Consider the following 15809-nt stretch of genomic DNA (forward strand, 5'->3'; position numbering starts at 1 on the left):
AGATCCGTCCTAAGCAATGCCGCCTCCGTCGACGACAAGCACGCTGCCCGTCACCCAGGAAGAGAGGTCGCTGGCCAGGAACAATACGGCGTTTGCGATATCCCGCGGCGTGCCGAGCCTCTCCAGCGGCCGTCCGCCCGCCGAAGCGACGAGGAATGACGCTTCGTCCTGCTGAAGCTGCTTGGCTTCGTCGCGAAGGAGCGGCGTGTCGGTGTCGCCCGGCGACACGCAGTTGACGCGGATGTTGGCCGGGCCGTGGTCGATGGCCATCGCTTTGGTCAGATTGACGACCCCGGCTTTGGCTGCGCAGTAAGCAGCGGCTCGGTCCCCGCCTTTCAGCCCCCAGCCGGAACCTGTATTGATGATGCTGCCTCCGCCGCCTTGCTCCATAATCGGGATGACGTACTTGGAGAGCAGGTACACGCCTTTCAGCGAAACGTCCAGCACCAGATCCCAATCCCGCTCCTCGAGCTCGGTCACCGTTTTACGGCGGATGACGCCCGCGTTGTTAAACAGGATGTGGATGCCCCCAAGCGCCGATGCGACCTCTCCGGCGACGCGCTCGCAATCCGCGGCGGAAGTGACGTTGCAGCGGTAGAAGCTGGCCTGTCCTCCCTTTTCGCGGATGCCGGCGGCCGCTTGTTCCCCCGCCGTTTCATTGATGTCGACCAGCACCGCATGCGCTCCGAATTCGGCGAGCAGCTCGGCGGTGGCCAGGCCGATCCCTGAAGCGCCCCCCGTGACGACCGCCACTTTACCCGATAAGTTCAAAACATCCTGTGATTTAAGCATCGTTCTCCTCCTCCAGCTTCATGTTGTCCGCTTCTGCCGCCATGCTCCGCCACAGCCGTTCAGGCGAGCCGTTTTCGGCCATATACGCCTGCAGCAGGATGCGGAACCGGAAAGGCTCCGGCTTGACGGCATGTTCCGGCGACTGCGCCGGTCCGCAGCTGTTGCTGCCGAGGCCGTTTTGCCGGTAATCCAAATTAAGGGTGATATAATCCCGCGGTTTCAGGTCGCTCAAATGCCGAGCCGCTTCCAGATCGGCGTCGGCATACCGCCTTGCGCTGAATTCAAGCACCGGCGCGCCGGCCGCCAGCAGGCCGATGCCCGTTCCATCCGAGACGGACACCCAGCGGACGTCCGTCCGGTTGCCGTTCTCTTGCGGATACACGTACGGCGTAAATAAACCGTCAACCGTGTTCCGGTACACGCCGAACCTGCCCGCTTCTTTGCTGTCCGAATAACTTTCTCCCGGCCCGCGCCCGTACCACCGGACATGCTCCATGTCGCCCGGTATTTCGAGCTGGAGGCCGATTTTCGGCAGCATGGAAGGCGGCGTTCCTTCCGGCGTCCCGTTCACGTCGATGACGACCAGCCCGCTGCCGCTCACCGTATACGAAACCTCACAGCGGAACCCCCAATCATGGACCGGCGGCGCAATCCGCGAATTCCAGGTTACCCGTACCGCGCTATCGTCCAGCCGTTCCCAACGGAAACCGTCGATCCGTTCCGACAGCCGGTCGAGATGGGCTTTGCGCCAATCCGCGAGCACGTACATGTCGTTGTCGATCGGCGCCCGCCAGAAGTTCAGGCGCGGACCGCGCCGGATCAGCTCCTTGCCGCCGAAGTGCAGCGAAGCGATTCCCGGCTGCAGCCGGTCAAAGGTCAACCGGAACGCGTCGTTACCAACAGCAAGTCTCCGTTCCTCCTCGTTTGCCGACAAGACTCGAGGTTCGGCGGAGGCGGCCGCGGCTCCCGGTTCAACAGACGCGGCTTCTGCTGGCAGCGCAAACTGGGCCCAGGCCACCTCATGGCCTTGGGAAGCCCAATCGCAATCGGCCGCCAGCGTGAAGCCGATGTTCAGCCAGCGTTCCACGCCAGGGACGGCGACGTTCCGCAAGAGGTCATCCCGCAGCGGAATCTCCACCTCGCGGCTTTCGCCCGCCCCGATCTCCGGCAGCTCAAGCACGCCGCTGTCCAAGACGCGTCCGTCCGCCGTGACGCTGTAATGCGCCCGCAAGTGATCCAGGCCGATAAAATCGTAGCGGTTCGTCACGCGGATGCGGCCTTCATCGGTCATTTCCACCCGGACGGGTTCGATGATTTTCTTGTATTCAAGGAGTCCCGGCGATGGCGTCCGATCCGGGAAGACCAGCCCGTCGATCACGAAGTTGCCGTTGTTCGGCACATCGCCGTAATCGCCGCCGTAAGCGTAATCGGCCTTGCCGTCCGCCGTCCTGCGGCTGAGGCCGTGGTCGATCCATTCCCAGACGAAACCGCCCTGCAGGCGCCGGTACCTGTCGAAGACGTCGAAATACGCGCGCAGCCCGCCCGGGCCGTTGCCCATGGCATGGGCAAATTCGCACAACACATGCGGTTTCGGATGATCCTCCATTCGGCCGAAGCCTTCCATTTTCTCCACGGAAGAGTACATCGTGCTGACGACGTCGCATACCTCCGCTTCCCGGTCTTCCTCATAATGGACGAGGCGGGTCCGATCATGTTCCTTGCACCATGCGGACATCGCGCGGAAGTTGCAGCCGAAGCCCGATTCGTTCCCCAGCGACCAGAAGATGACCGACGGATGGTTTTTGTCGCGTTCCACCATGCGGCGCACCCGGTCCACGTAAGCTTCCTTCCAGGCCGGATCGTCGCTTAGGCGCGATATGTTGCCAAGCGGCTCGAAGCCGTGCGTTTCCAAGTCCGTTTCTTCCATGACGTACAACCCGTATTCGTCGCACAGGTCGTAAAAGCGCGGGTCGTTCGGATAATGCGCCGTACGGACCGCGTTGATGTTATGCCGCTTCATCAGCTTGATGTCCTCCAGCATCGTCGACAACGTCACCGTCCGGCCCGTATCCGGATGATGGTCATGCCGGTTGACGCCTTTGAGCAGGATCGCCTTGCCGTTCACCAAAAACTGGCCGTCCTTCACCTCGATGCGGCGGAAGCCGACGCGCTGGGCGACGGTTTCGGTTACCTGCCCCTGCGCATCGAATACGGTCAATACCAAATGGTACAAATACGGCGATTCCGCGTTCCATAAAACCGGTTTGGCGACGGGCAGGTTAAACTCGGCATACGCCTCCCCGGACCATGTTTTTTCGGCGGAGAGCAGCTCGGTTCCCGTCCGATCCAGCAGCTGGAGGCGAACTTTGCCTCCGGCGTCTTTTCCAGCCATGTCCGTGCGCACCGACAGCACCGCGTTCGTCAGCTCGGCGTCCAGCTCCGTTACCACCCGGAAATCGGCCATGCGCACGGAGGACGGTTCGGCCACCAGGTACACGTCCCGGAAAATGCCGCTCATCCACCACATGTCCTGATCCTCCAGATAACTGCCGTCCGACCACTGATACACACGAACGGCCAATCGGTTCATGCCGGATTTCAAATAAGGGGTCAAATCGAACTCCGACGTCAGACGGCTCCCTTGGCTGTAACCAACAAACGCCCCGTTCAGCCATAGATGGAAGGCGCTGTCCACGCCGTCGAATTTAATGGACACATGCCGTCCGTCCCATCGCGCGGGAAGCTCGAAATCCCTGACGTAACTCCCCGTCGGATTGTCGTTCGGCACATGCGGCGGATCGACCGGAAACGGGTAATACAGGTCCGTGTAATGCGGGTGCCCGTAGCCCTGCAGCTGCCAGTGGCCCGGCACGCGGATGTCGTCCCATCCCGAAACGTCGAATTCCTGCTCGTAAAAATGCCGCGGAGCCAGCTCCGGCCCCTCCGCAAAATCGAATTTCCATATCCCGTTCAGCGATTTGAACCACGGGGAACTCCCCCGGTCATAACTCAAAGCGCCTTCCCGATCGGGGAACGGGATGAAATAAGCCCGGCTCTTCGTGCGGTTACGCTCCAGCACGCCGAGGTTATCCCAATCCCGCTGCTTCATGATGTCATTCATGGTCCTCTTCCTTTCTCTGCGATCTATCCTTTGATGCCCGTCGTCGCGATTCCGCCCACGATATAACGCTGCGCGAAGAAGAAAATGGCCAGCGGCGGGATGGAGATCAGGCATGTAATCGCCATGATCGACTGCATGTCGACGCCGTACATCCCCTTAAACTGGGACAAGCCGAGCGTCAGCGTATACTTCGTCTGGTCGTTCAGGAAAATGAGCGGCCCGAGATAGTCGTTCCAGCAGCTCATCACCTGGAATACCGCCACCAGAATCAGCGAAGGCCACATCAGCGGCACGATGATCCGGAACAGCACCGTCACTTTGCTGGCGCCGTCGATCGTGGCCGCTTCGTCCAGCTCCCTGGGCAGGGTCAAAATAAACTGCCGCAGCAAAAAGATATAATAAGCGGATCCGAACCACGAAGGCACGATCAGCGGCTTCAGCGTATTGATCCAGCCCAAATAGTTGAATTCCATGTATTGCGGAATCATCGTCACTTCCCACGGAATCATCATCGTAGCCAGCACGACCAGAAACAGGAAGTCGCGTCCCTTGAACTGGAACCGGGCGAAGCCGTAAGCAACCAGGGTGCAGGAGATCAGCTGGCCGAGCGTGGACAGGGCCGTAATGATCACCGTATTTTTCAAAAACAGGTTAAACGGCTGGCTGTTCCAGGCTTCGGCAAAATTGCTGAATTTCCAGACGGAAGGAATCCATTTGGGCGGGAACAGATACAGCTCCTGCTGCGATTTGAGCGCCGTCGTCACCGCCCAGAACAATGGCGCGATGAACAGGAGCGAAAACAGGATCAGCAGCAGGTACGTCAGCGTTTTTTTCATCCGGCCTGCACCCCTTTTTTCGATTTCCGCTTATCCCGCGAATTTTTTTTCATTTCGCCTTCGTAGAACACCCATGCTTCCGACGACTTGAAGACAAGGAACGTCAGCACAAGCACGATCAGGAACATGAACCAGGCGTTGGCCGCGGAATATCCCATTTTGAAATATTTAAAGGCGTTTTCGTACATGTACATCGCGTAAAAATACGTAGACTTCAGCGGTCCGCCCCCCGTCAAGAGCAAAGCCAAGGTCAGCTGCTGGAACGCCGCGATGATGGACGTAATGAGGTTGAACAAAATCGTCGGGGTGATCATCGGAATGGTCACGCTGAAAAACTGCCGGATTTTGCCGGCCCCGTCGATCGAAGCCGATTCGTACAAATCCTTCGGGATACCCTTCAATCCCGCCAGGAAAATCAGCATCATCGAACCTTGTCCCCACAGGCTGGCGACGACCATCGCCACCAGCGACCATTTCGTGTCGTTCAGCCAGTCCGGACCCTGAATCCCGAACAGCGACAGGAAGTAGTTTAGGATCCCGTAATCCCCGCTGTACACCCAGGACCAGATCATGGCGAGCGCCACGCCCGAAATGACGGACGGCAGGTAGAAGGCGGTGCGGAATATCGCGCTGCCCCGCACCTTTTGGTTCAGCAGCATGGCGAGTCCCAGCGCGATGATGATGTTGAGCGGGACGAAGAGGGCCGCAAATTTTAAGGTGACGAAAAGCGATTTCCAGAACATCGGATCGTCCGTAAACATTTCGATATAGTTGTCGAAACCGATAAACGTCACTTTGCCGACGATCGGCCAATCGAAAAACGATATGATCAGCGAAAACAGCAGCGGGCCGAGCGTAAAAACGACGAAGCCGAATATCCAAGGAAAGATGAAGAGGTAGGGAGCAGCCCCACCCCATCTGCGTTTTCTCAAGGGCTTAAGGGCGGCTGTCTGTTCCCGTGCGTTGTGCAGGTAGGTCTGAGCCATCTCCTAACCTTCTTTCTTTAGAAGTTGTTTAAGCGTTTATTTCAAATACCGCTCGCTGTCTTTGACCGCCTGGTTCAGCACTTCCTGGGCGCTCGCGCCGTGCATCACCGCTTCGACCGCTGCCGACAGCTGACGGTTCACTTCGTTCCATTTCGGGTTCAGCAGGAACGCCGGCGTATCGCTCGAACGTTCAAGCATCGCGTAAAACGGCTTGTAAAGCGGATCCTGATCCTTCTTCAGCTCGGTCACGACGCTTTGGCGGACAGGCAGGTCGGCTACGCGCATTTTGATCGAATCGTTGGAAACGTAAAATTTGACGAACTCCCACGCCAGATCTTTTTGCTTGGAGTCTTTGGCGATGGACAGCGCGGATTCGGCGAGCACGCCTTTGACCGGTTTGCCCGGGAAGGCCGGCATTTCCACGGTGCCTACGTCGACGCCCGCCTGCTTAAACGACTCCAGCGGCCAAATGCCGCTTTCCCACATGGCGATTTTGCCGGCTTTGAAGATGTCGTCGCCGCTCTGCTGGCCTTTTCCGCCCGTCAGCACGGCGGAGCCGTTTTTCACCATGTCCCCGAACATTTGGATCGCTTCGGCCGTCTCCTTGCTGTTCATGTATCCGTCGATCGCTTTGCCGTCCGGGGAAATGAAGGAACTGCCGTTGCTCCAAACGAATCCCTGGAGATCGTACGTGTCGTTTTCGGCGCGAACTCCGAAGCCGTACTGCTTTTTCGACTTGTCGGTAAGCTTCTGGGCGATGTCCTGGAATTCGGCCCAGGTCCAGCCGTCTTTCGGATACGGAACGCCCGCCTCGTCGAACAGCTTCTTGTTGTAGTACACGACGCGGGTCGTAAACCCGGCCGGGATGCCGTAAAGCGTATCGCCGATTTTGCCGTAGTTGAACAATCCTTTGTAAAAATCATCTATGTTGAGGTCCGGGTCCTTGTCCGCATAGCCGTCCAGCGGCTCAAGCGATTGATGGTACGTCGGGAAGTCCCACATGTACATCACGTCCGGCGGGTTCGCCGCGCCGAAGCCGGCGGCCAGCTTCTGGTCGAATCCGTCCGCGTAAGCCTCGACCTGCACCTTCGTGCCCGGATGCGCCGCTTCGAACTTTTTGGCGATATCCTGTTCGATCTTAAGCGCATCCCCGGTATCCCAGGTCGCAAAACGCAGCGTTTTCAATTGTTTGGAGCCGCCTTCCCCCTGGCCGGACGTTTCGGCGTTTCCGCCGCTGCCGCCGCAGGCGGACAATACGGATACCATCACCGTTGTTGCAAGGACAATGAGTGAAATTCTCTTTTTCATCTTGTCAGCTCCCCTGTCAATGAGGTGTATAATAATTGAACCGCTTTCATCGTAACTCTTATGAAAGCGGTTCAAAACGTGCATCTATTCGAATGTTGTTGCGTTTTTGTTCGAATGTCGCCGGGCGGGTGTCAATCTGTTCGGGACGCCTCCCCTTTTTGTTGGGAACGGTAATGGCTCGGCGTTTGGCCGGTGCAGCGCTTGAACCATTTGCTGAAATATTTGCTGTCCCCGAGGCCGGTGCGCTCGGCGATTTCCTGCATCGTCAACCCCGTATCGCGCAGCAGCGCCGATGCGAGCCGCAGCTTCCGCTTGTATTGGAAAGCGATAAAGCTGTCTCCGACCGCCTTCTTGAACAGGATGGAAAAATGGCTGCGGCTCAGACCGACCCTTTCCGCCAGCTGGCTTGCCGACCAATCCGCCGCCGGATTTTCGTGCAGCAGGCGGACCGCTTTCCAGATCGGCTCCGGCCAGTCCTCTCCCGATACGCCGTATATTCGTTCCAGCTCCGCTTCCTTATGCAGGGATTGGAACGCCTCTTTCAGTTCCCCGGCATCCTGCAATGCTCCCTTTCGGCTCCATTTCAGCTTCCCGCACCGGCTTTTGCATTCGACCAGCAAGCCCTCCGCGGTCCCCCGCAGCGATTCGGGAACGGCCCAATAGCAGTATTCCTCGCCGTAAGGGATCACGGTGCCTTCGCATAAGTGCCTGACGTCCTGGCCAGTGCCGAGGAGCAGCCCGCTCCAGCTCGAACCGCAATCGGCCGTACGGATCAAATAAAGGTGCAGCGGCTCACCGTTGAAATGCCACGTTCCCTCGCGCAGCCTGGCAAGCTCGGCAGGGAATTTTTCGTGATGCCCGCTCAGCCAAGCGAAAAGCATCGCCTCCAGCCGTTCGCCGTCCTGACCGTCCGCCGGAGGAGGGGACTGCAGCTCCTGCCGGAATTGCTCCAGCATCGCCTCCAGCTCTTCATCTTCGAACGCGGTCTTGAGCAGGTAACCGGATGCTCCCAGGCGGATGCCCTGCTGGGCGTATTCGAAATCGCGGTGACAGCTCAGCAGAACGATTTTCGTCCGCTGTTCAACTTCCTTCACCCTGCGCGACAGCTCGATCCCGTCCATTTCCGGCATAACGATGTCGGTAATGACAACTTCCGGGCGGTATTCGAGAAAAGCTTCCCAAGCCTTCAGCCCGTTCGGCGCATCCGCAACGACCTCCATGCCGAATCGCTCCCATGCGATCGTGGAACGCAAACCTTTGCGAACGATGCTTTCGTCATCCGCAATCAGCACCTTGATTTTTTTTGCCGTCTCCATCCGAACCCTCCTCCTTTTTCGGCCAACGAATGAGGATCGTCGTGCCCTCGCCTTTCGTCGAATGTACCGTAAGCCCGTATGGCGGGCCAAAATGCAGCTTGAACTTCTGGTCCGCGTTTTGCACGCCGAGCCCGCCGCGCCCGCGGCTCTCCGGCTTCGGCTTGAACAACTGCTCCAGCTTCTCCGCCGCGATGCCCGCGCCGTCGTCCTTCAGCGTCAGCACCAGCTCGTCGTTGTCCTCCCTCACGTCCAGCTCGATGGAGCCGACGCCGTCGGTAAAGCCGTGGAAAAATATATTCTCGAAAAGCGGCTGCAGCGTCATCCGCGGGATCAGGTACCGTTTCAGCGATTCCCCGCAGTGCAGGTCGTAACGGAAAACCTCGCCGTACCGGATTTCCTGGATTTTCAAAAAGTGATCGATCATGCGCAGCTCTCTGCCGAGCGTAATCAGCTCCTGCGAAATGTCGAGATTCCCCTCCAGCACCATCGTCAAATGGTAAAGCATGTGGCGGATCTCCTCCGCTCCCTCCAGCCGGGCTTTCCATTGGATCGAATTCAGCGTGTTGAACAATAGATGCGGATTGATCTGGTAATGGAACGCCCGCAGCTCCGCTTCCTTTTTCAGCCGTTCGCTTTGCTCCACTTCCTCGATCAGCGTCTGCACGCCGCTCACCATCCGGTTGAAGCTCATGTCGAGGCTTCCCAGCTCGTCGCGGCCCTCAACGGGCAGCCGGGTATCGAGCTTGCCGAAGCTGACCTTCTGCATCGAATCCTTGAGCGTCCGAATCCGGGCCGTAAAGCGGGAGGAGAAAACGTAAGCCAGCCCGAACGCAAGCACGCAGGAAATGACGGCCACGACCACAGTGTTGGAGCGAATGACTCCGGACGATTTATAAAACGCTTTGGCCGGCAGCCGGGCTTCGATGGTCCATTGATTCACCGCCAACGTCCGGTCCCAGATGACGTCGTTTTTTTTCGGCGCAAACTTGGAAGCGCTCTCGTATATGAGTCTTCCATCCGGGGACTTGATCGTCAGATGGGCCTTCGTGTCTTCCTCGAACAGACGGAACATGTGGAGCAGTTCCTGCGCGTTTTCCTCGATCAGGATCGTGCTTCCGTCCTGCGCTCCGTTCGGGTGGTGGATGGGCACCGCCAGCCCCAATACCGGGAGATGGGAATCCTCCCCCCTCATCGCATGGTTTTGCTCGTAAAAACCGAGCCAATACGTGCCTTGATAAGATGCCGGCCTGGACTTCCATGCGGGAATGTTATCCAGCTTGGCCACGTCCAGATTGCTTTCCCCGTAATAATACCCCGATGGCGTAATGATATAAATGCCTGCCGTCCGGTCCGTCCGGAGCGACTTCAGCAGCGCTTCAAAATCGTTTTTTTCGATAATTTCGCTATAAGTAACAGGAACCCGGTTCCCTAAACCGGTACGGGCCGGGTCTAACAAATACGAATAGATGGTTTCGCTTGTTTGTTTCATGCGGCCCAATGACGAATTGGTCTGCTGCTCGAGCTGGGCCACGGCGTTTTCCCCGTATTTGCCGAACTGCGAATTGATCATTTTCGCCGACTGGTAATACGACACCGCGCCGAGCGAAAGCAAAGGAATCAGGGCCACGATGAGAAAACAAACAAGCAGCTTGGTGCGGATGCTCCGGTACGAGCCCGACACGAGACGGCGGTACAGCTGCCGAAGCCGCTGGCCTTTCATCACGATTTCCCCCCTTGTCTGCATGTAGCGTATAACAGCATTCTAGCATGGACGAACACGCAGAAGATAAAATAAAGCTTCCGATGGTACCGCTTACATTTTTCCAGTTGCGGATAAGCTGGCTTTGGCGCGAATCCGGCGCGGAAGCAAGACGGGATGTCATGCCGGACAAACGGGAAAAGCACTTCCCCTTGACGCTTTTAAAAAGCGGGAGAAGTGCGTAATATTGCCTTAAAATGCGTATTCATGCCCCAAAATGAGGAACACGCTCGACGTCCAGGTAAACGCTCTGTCGCGGAGGCCTTCGCCGGTCAGGGCGTCGAAATTTTCCGCCATGCCGCTTTTGTTCAGCATGCGGCAGAAGCGGCGCGATACTTCGCGGGCCAGCTCGGCATCGCCGGCCGCGGCGACGCCTTCCACCAGCAGCATCGTCGACGGCGCCCAAATCGGGCCGCGCCAATATCCGTCCGGCGTATAATACGGGCTGCTGACGCTTTCGGTCGCCCAGCCGTTGGCCGTCAGGAACCGGCTTTCGTCGCGCAAGCCCTCGAGCAGCGCGGTGCGGATAGGCTCGGGAAGCCGTTTGCCGAGCACGATCGGCACGAACAGCAGCAAGCTGTCGCCGTCGGACGGCTCATGCGTGCCCGAGCGGCAGGAAATAAACTTTCCGTCCCGCCAAAAATGGGCGATCATGTTATCGAGCGTATCCTCCGCCAAACGGCGCCATGCCGTGGATTCTTCCGGAAGTCCGAGCAAGCCGGCGATTTCGGCAAGCAGCTCGGCCTGAAGGATCAGGAACGCCGCCAAATCCGGGCTTTCCACCGGAATCCCGTTATTAAACGCCGTGCTGTTGTCCCAGCCCGAATCGTTGCCGTGGTTGTACTGCGGAATGCCGTCGCCGTCCCCGTCGCGGTACCGGTACCACCATTTCGTCCATTTGGACAATGGACCGTATACTTCGCGCAGCTGAGACTCCCGGATGTAATCCGTCCGCTGCATCATCCAGGCGAGCGTCCAGCCGTGGATCGGCGGTTTGTTGCAGTTCCACAGCTCGTATTTGTCGTTGACGAAGTCGGGAATCAGCCCGCTCTCGTCCTGCCGGTCGAAAAAGATCATGAACTGGTCCCAGGCCAGCTTCGGATCATGGCGGACCAAAGCCATCGCGTTAAAGCAATGGTCCCAGCTCCAAATATTCGTCATCCAGTTTTTCGACATGTACATGGCCGGCCGCGTCAGCAAGCCTTCCGCCGGGACGAGGCAGGACCAGGTTATATAGGCCGCAAGCTCCCTTCCCTCGGCGAAAGCCTCGGACACGGGCAAACTTCGATCGAGCCAAGAAGCAAAGTCCTCCTTTGCCGACTGAACCGCTTCGTCAAACGGCTCCCATGCCGCCCGCGGCTCCCAGACCGTGCGGAATTCCTCGACGGCAAACTCCGCTTCGTTCATGCCCGGATCCGGAACGAACTCGGCGACGACGCGGGAGCTTTTGATTTTGTCCCACGGCACTTCCATCTTCATGGCGCCCGCAAGCCGGGTCAGCATAAAGCGGCATTCATGGGTGAAGCTGTTCATCTCCCAGCTGTCTTCGTTCACTTCGTAAGCATAATCGTAAGCGGCCGGCATGAAGGTCAGCCGGATGCCGCAGCCCTTTGAACGGAAGCGGACCGTACGTTTGTCCGAAATGCAAATGTCGGCGTAGATTTCGGACGCGGGCGATTGAAGCTTGACCGCCTCCGGCGATGCCTCAGCCGTAAACGGAATCAGCCTGCCGAGGGCATCCACCGGTTCGATGCGGAAGGCTTCTCCGAACTTGTCGTCTCCGCCCCGTACCGTCCGGAGGTACAGGCCTTCCTGTCTATTTTTTCCTTCGGGCAGGAGCGAAACCGCAAGAAACGTTTCTCTCCGGCTGAAGGGCACGATGCTCAGGTCGAATTTCATGGCTGTTCTCCTTCGTCAAGAGGAATCATAACGCTTTCATTGTACCCTTGATCGGGAAGGGCCGAAACGGCCGGTTGTTTTCAAGTAGCGGCCATTTTGTTGGAAAAACGGGGGCGCCCTCATAAAAGGTGTCTTTTTGTTCGACCATGCGGGGCATAAATGTTAGGCCGGTCTCCGCCGCCTTCCGAGATGCGTTATTGAGCGTTCGGCTTGGAATGGCTCGCCGTCGTTGCCGGTGGCCGGAACGGAATCCGCTTCGTCCATCAACGAAAGCCCATGCACACGAAAAACACCCTGCAGCCGGACAACCGAAGGGCGGTCCGAGGTCTGCAGGGCGTGGATAAGGCCTGGTCAAAACTTATGATGATGTTGTTATTTCCCGTGACATTTCTTGTATTTCAAACCGCTGCCGCATGGGCAAGGTTCGTTTCTTCCGACTTTGGGAACGGTATTGTCGCTGTCGTCCACAAGTCTGACGAGCCCTTTCTCCGGATCGATGGCATTCATCGCGCTCAGCTCTACCAGCGTATGACCGGCGTTGGCCCACATTCTCGTGTTGTTGTATACTTCCGCCAGCAGGGAAATGACGCGCTGCGCATGCACAGGCGTTTTGAACGGGATTTTATGGCGGTCAAACTGATTGATCAGCTCCTGCATCGGGGATTTCTGCACGCAAGCCCATTGGATGTCGTCAAGCAGATGTTCCACCCGCTCCGCGTCCTTGCACATATTGTTCAGCACAAAAGCCTGCAGCTCTTCAAGCTGCGGCGTCATCTCGAAGTAACCCATATCCGCGTAGCGGAGCAGCTCTTCTTTTTCCGGAACGTAAAACGGTTTATCGTCCAACCCTTTCGCCAGCTCGGCCAGCTTGTTTTCGTCCGCGCTGCCTGCGATCAGTCCGTTGTACAGAACGTCGCCCGCCAAAAGGATGTTTTGACCGCGACCGCCCATCTCGCCCGCGCAAGCCGCAAGCTCCTCTTTGGCGATCGACTCTTCATGCTGCGAATTATATACTTGAACAAGCTTGTCCAGCTTGATAACGCCATACAAATGAGCCGCGGCGGCGATATAATCGTAAACTTCCTGCTTCGAGCCGTGCTCTTTTTTCAATTCGGACAAGCCGATTTGCGATGCGGCCGCTTTGATTTCCTCCGGCATCAGCACATGCAGCTTGCCTTCGTTAAAGAAGCTGAATACCAGCCCGCGCTCCAGAAAATTCGCATAATGTCCGAAAGGCAGCGCATTGTCCTGAATGGACGGCTCATTCATCACTTTTTCCAGAAGGGCCCATTCATCGGCATCCGTCGCCATCACGATCGGCCGCAGCTGCTCCGGATCGGTCAAATATGCTGAAAGAGCATCTGCAAGCTCTTCCTTCTTCATCTTGGAACGTCCGGAAATTTGATTGGCGGCAGCAAGCGAAGAAAGTCTTGATTTGGTCAGGCTTTGCAGAATTTCCGGCAAACGGTTCATCACGTCTCCGATGATGGCGTGCTGTATATTACGTTCTTCCATTTGTAACCTTGGGTCTTCCAACATTTACACCTCTTCCAGATTGATAAGCATGCAGGCAACGATTTTGCAAATCCAAAGAACCCTCTTCGGCATCGAGCGGCCGAAAACGTTTCATTCGTTTATAGATCGCACCCTGGAGCGTCTAAATCGCATGCCGCGGCAGCCGGGGCATGTGAATTTAGCCGCATCTTTAAACATTATACACTATTCGAGCCGTTTCATCTTCCATACCGAAAATTTTACAACATGCCGGCGAGGAGAAAAGCAACAAAAGCGCCCGGCCTCCGGAAGGCCGGGCAATATACGCTGCTATTCATGAAACGAAAGTTACACCATGATTTTACAAATATCGTTCGTAAATTCGACCGGATCCTGGATCGGAAGCCCTTCGATCAGCAGCGCCTGGTTGTACAGCAGGTTCGTATACAAGCCGAGCTTTTCGCGGTCTTTGTCAAAGGCTTCCTTCAAGGATTTGAACACGTCGTGCTGCACGTTGATCTCCAATATTTTGTCGGCCTTAATGCCTTCGCTACTCGGCATCGCGCTCAGCACTTTTTCCATTTCGATCGAAAGCTCGCCTTCGGCGGACAAACATACCGGATGGGACTTAAGGCGTTTGGATGCCTTGACGTCCTTCACTTTGCCGGAAAGCAGTTCTTTCATCGCTTCGAACAGCTCCTTGTTCTCTTCCGCTTCGGCTTTGGACGCCTCTTCGTCCGCTTCGGACTCGATGCCGAGATCGCCGCTCGATACCGATTTGAACTCCTTCTCCTTGTAGTTCATCAGCATCTTGATCGCAAATTCGTCGATGTCGTCGGTAAAGTACAGAATTTCGTAACCTTTGTCAAGGACAAGCTCCGTTTGCGGCAGCTTCTCGATCCGCTCGACGGAGGTACCGGTAGCGTAATAGATATATTTTTGATCCTCAGGCATTCTCGACACGTATTCATCGAGCGTAACCAGCTTTTTCTCCTTCGAGGACGTGAACATCAGAAGATCGGACAACATGTCCTTGTTCATGCCGTAATCGTTGTATACCCCGAATTTAAGCTGCCGGCCGAACGCTTTGTAGAACGTTTCGTATTTCTCGCGTTCGTCCTTCAGGAGGGACAGGAGCTGGGATTTGATTTTGTTTTTGATGTTTTTGGCGATGAGCGTCAGCTGGCGGTCATGCTGCAGCATTTCGCGGGAGATGTTCAAGGACAGATCCTCGGAATCGACCATCCCTTTGACGAAGCTGAAGTAATCCGGCAGCAGGTCCGCGCATTTGTCCATGATGAGGACGCCGTTGGAATACAGTTCGAGGCCTTTTTCGTATTCCTTCGTGTAATAGTCGAAAGGCGTGCGTTCCGGAATGAACAAAATGGCGTTGTACACGACGGCGCCGTCCGCCTTGACGTGCACGTAGCTCAGCGGTTTGTCGAAGCCGTAACGTTTTTCCGCGTAGAAGTTCTCGTAATCTTCCTTCGTCAGCTCGCTTTTGTTTCGGCGCCAGATCGGCACCATGCTGTTGATCGTTTGCTCTTCCTTGTATTCCTCGAACTCGCCCTCGCCGCCTTCCTTCGGACGGCTTCCGCTTACTTCCATTTTGATCGGATAACGGATGAAGTCGGAATACTTCTTGATGATCGTTCTCAGGCGGTATTCCTCAAGAAATTCGTCGTACCGGTCGTCTTCGGTGTTTTGTTTGATTTTAAGAATGATTTCCGTCCCTACCGAATCCTTCTCGCAAGGTTCGATCGTGTAGCCGTCCGCGCCTTCGGATTCCCAGCGGTAAGCCTGGTCGCTGCCCAGCGCTTTGCTGATGACCGTTACCTTGTCGGCCACCATAAACGCGGAGTAAAAGCCGACGCCGAACTGGCCGATGATATTGTGCCCGTCCTTCGCTTCGTTTTCGTTCTTGAAGGCCAGCGATCCGCTTTTGGCGATGATCCCGAGGTTGTTTTCCAGTTCCTCCTGGGTCATGCCGATTCCCGTGTCCGCAATGGTGAGCGTTCGGCTGTCCTTGTCCGGCGTAATGCGGATATAATAATCTTCTTTATTGAAGACGATGTTGTCGTCGGTGAGAGCTTTGTAATAAATCTTGTCGATCGCGTCGCTGGCGTTGGAGATCAATTCCCTCAAAAAGATTTCCTTCTGCGTATAGATCGAGTGGATCATCATGTCCAGCAGCCGTTTCGATTCGGCTTTGAACTCTTTTTTGATCATGAGTCAGGCTCCTTTCGGCTCGATGGGTATGTTAGCACTCTCGCACAATGAGTGCTAATTCTTATTTTT

At 56.6% G+C, this 15809-nt stretch carries 10 protein-coding genes; all 10 read right to left on the bottom strand.

What is annotated here, in order from left to right:
* Positions 1-9: 9 nt before the first annotated feature.
* The gene (locus AC27KL_RS20380) at positions 10-792 is read right to left on the bottom strand and encodes an SDR family NAD(P)-dependent oxidoreductase (protein ID WP_339323646.1); all 783 of its coding nucleotides are present in this window, start codon (positions 790-792) and stop codon (positions 10-12) included.
* Positions 785-3913 carry a beta-galactosidase, LacZ type gene (gene lacZ, locus AC27KL_RS20385; RefSeq protein WP_487170829.1) on the bottom strand — a complete coding sequence of 1043 codons (3129 nt, stop codon included), beginning with the start codon at positions 3911-3913 and terminating at the stop codon, positions 785-787. The genes AC27KL_RS20380 and lacZ overlap by 8 nt, the downstream gene beginning before the upstream one ends.
* 23 nt (positions 3914-3936) lie before the next feature.
* A complete protein-coding gene (locus tag AC27KL_RS20390; RefSeq protein WP_487170830.1) occupies positions 3937-4749 on the bottom strand; it encodes a carbohydrate ABC transporter permease in 813 nt (270 codons plus the stop codon).
* A complete protein-coding gene (locus tag AC27KL_RS20395; protein ID WP_339323643.1) occupies positions 4746-5735 on the bottom strand; it encodes a carbohydrate ABC transporter permease in 990 nt (329 codons plus the stop codon). The genes AC27KL_RS20390 and AC27KL_RS20395 overlap by 4 nt, the downstream gene beginning before the upstream one ends.
* A gap of 36 nt (positions 5736-5771) precedes the next feature.
* Positions 5772-7043 carry an ABC transporter substrate-binding protein gene (locus AC27KL_RS20400; RefSeq protein WP_487170831.1) on the bottom strand — a complete coding sequence of 424 codons (1272 nt, stop codon included), beginning with the start codon at positions 7041-7043 and terminating at the stop codon, positions 5772-5774.
* A 131-nt stretch (positions 7044-7174) separates the two neighbouring features.
* On the bottom strand, positions 7175-8359 hold the full coding sequence (locus AC27KL_RS20405; protein WP_487170832.1) for a response regulator transcription factor: 1185 nt from the start codon (positions 8357-8359) through the stop codon (positions 7175-7177).
* Positions 8319-10079 carry a cache domain-containing sensor histidine kinase gene (locus tag AC27KL_RS20410; protein ID WP_339325052.1) on the bottom strand — a complete coding sequence of 587 codons (1761 nt, stop codon included), beginning with the start codon at positions 10077-10079 and terminating at the stop codon, positions 8319-8321. The genes AC27KL_RS20405 and AC27KL_RS20410 overlap by 41 nt, the downstream gene beginning before the upstream one ends.
* A gap of 231 nt (positions 10080-10310) precedes the next feature.
* Positions 10311-12017, bottom strand: coding sequence for an amylo-alpha-1,6-glucosidase (locus AC27KL_RS20415; protein ID WP_487170833.1), 1707 nt, complete (start codon positions 12015-12017; stop codon positions 10311-10313).
* Between the two features lie 372 nt (positions 12018-12389).
* Positions 12390-13532: a YecA family protein gene (locus AC27KL_RS20420; protein ID WP_487170834.1), complete on the bottom strand. Its 1143-nt coding sequence runs from the start codon at positions 13530-13532 to the stop codon at positions 12390-12392.
* Positions 13533-13859: 327 nt separating this feature from the next.
* Entirely contained in the window at positions 13860-15740 is a 1881-nt protein-coding gene (htpG, locus tag AC27KL_RS20425; RefSeq protein WP_339323638.1) for a molecular chaperone HtpG, read from the bottom strand.
* Positions 15741-15809: the final 69 nt, after the last annotated feature.

Source organism: Paenibacillus sp. YAE3 (assembly GCF_057546105.1).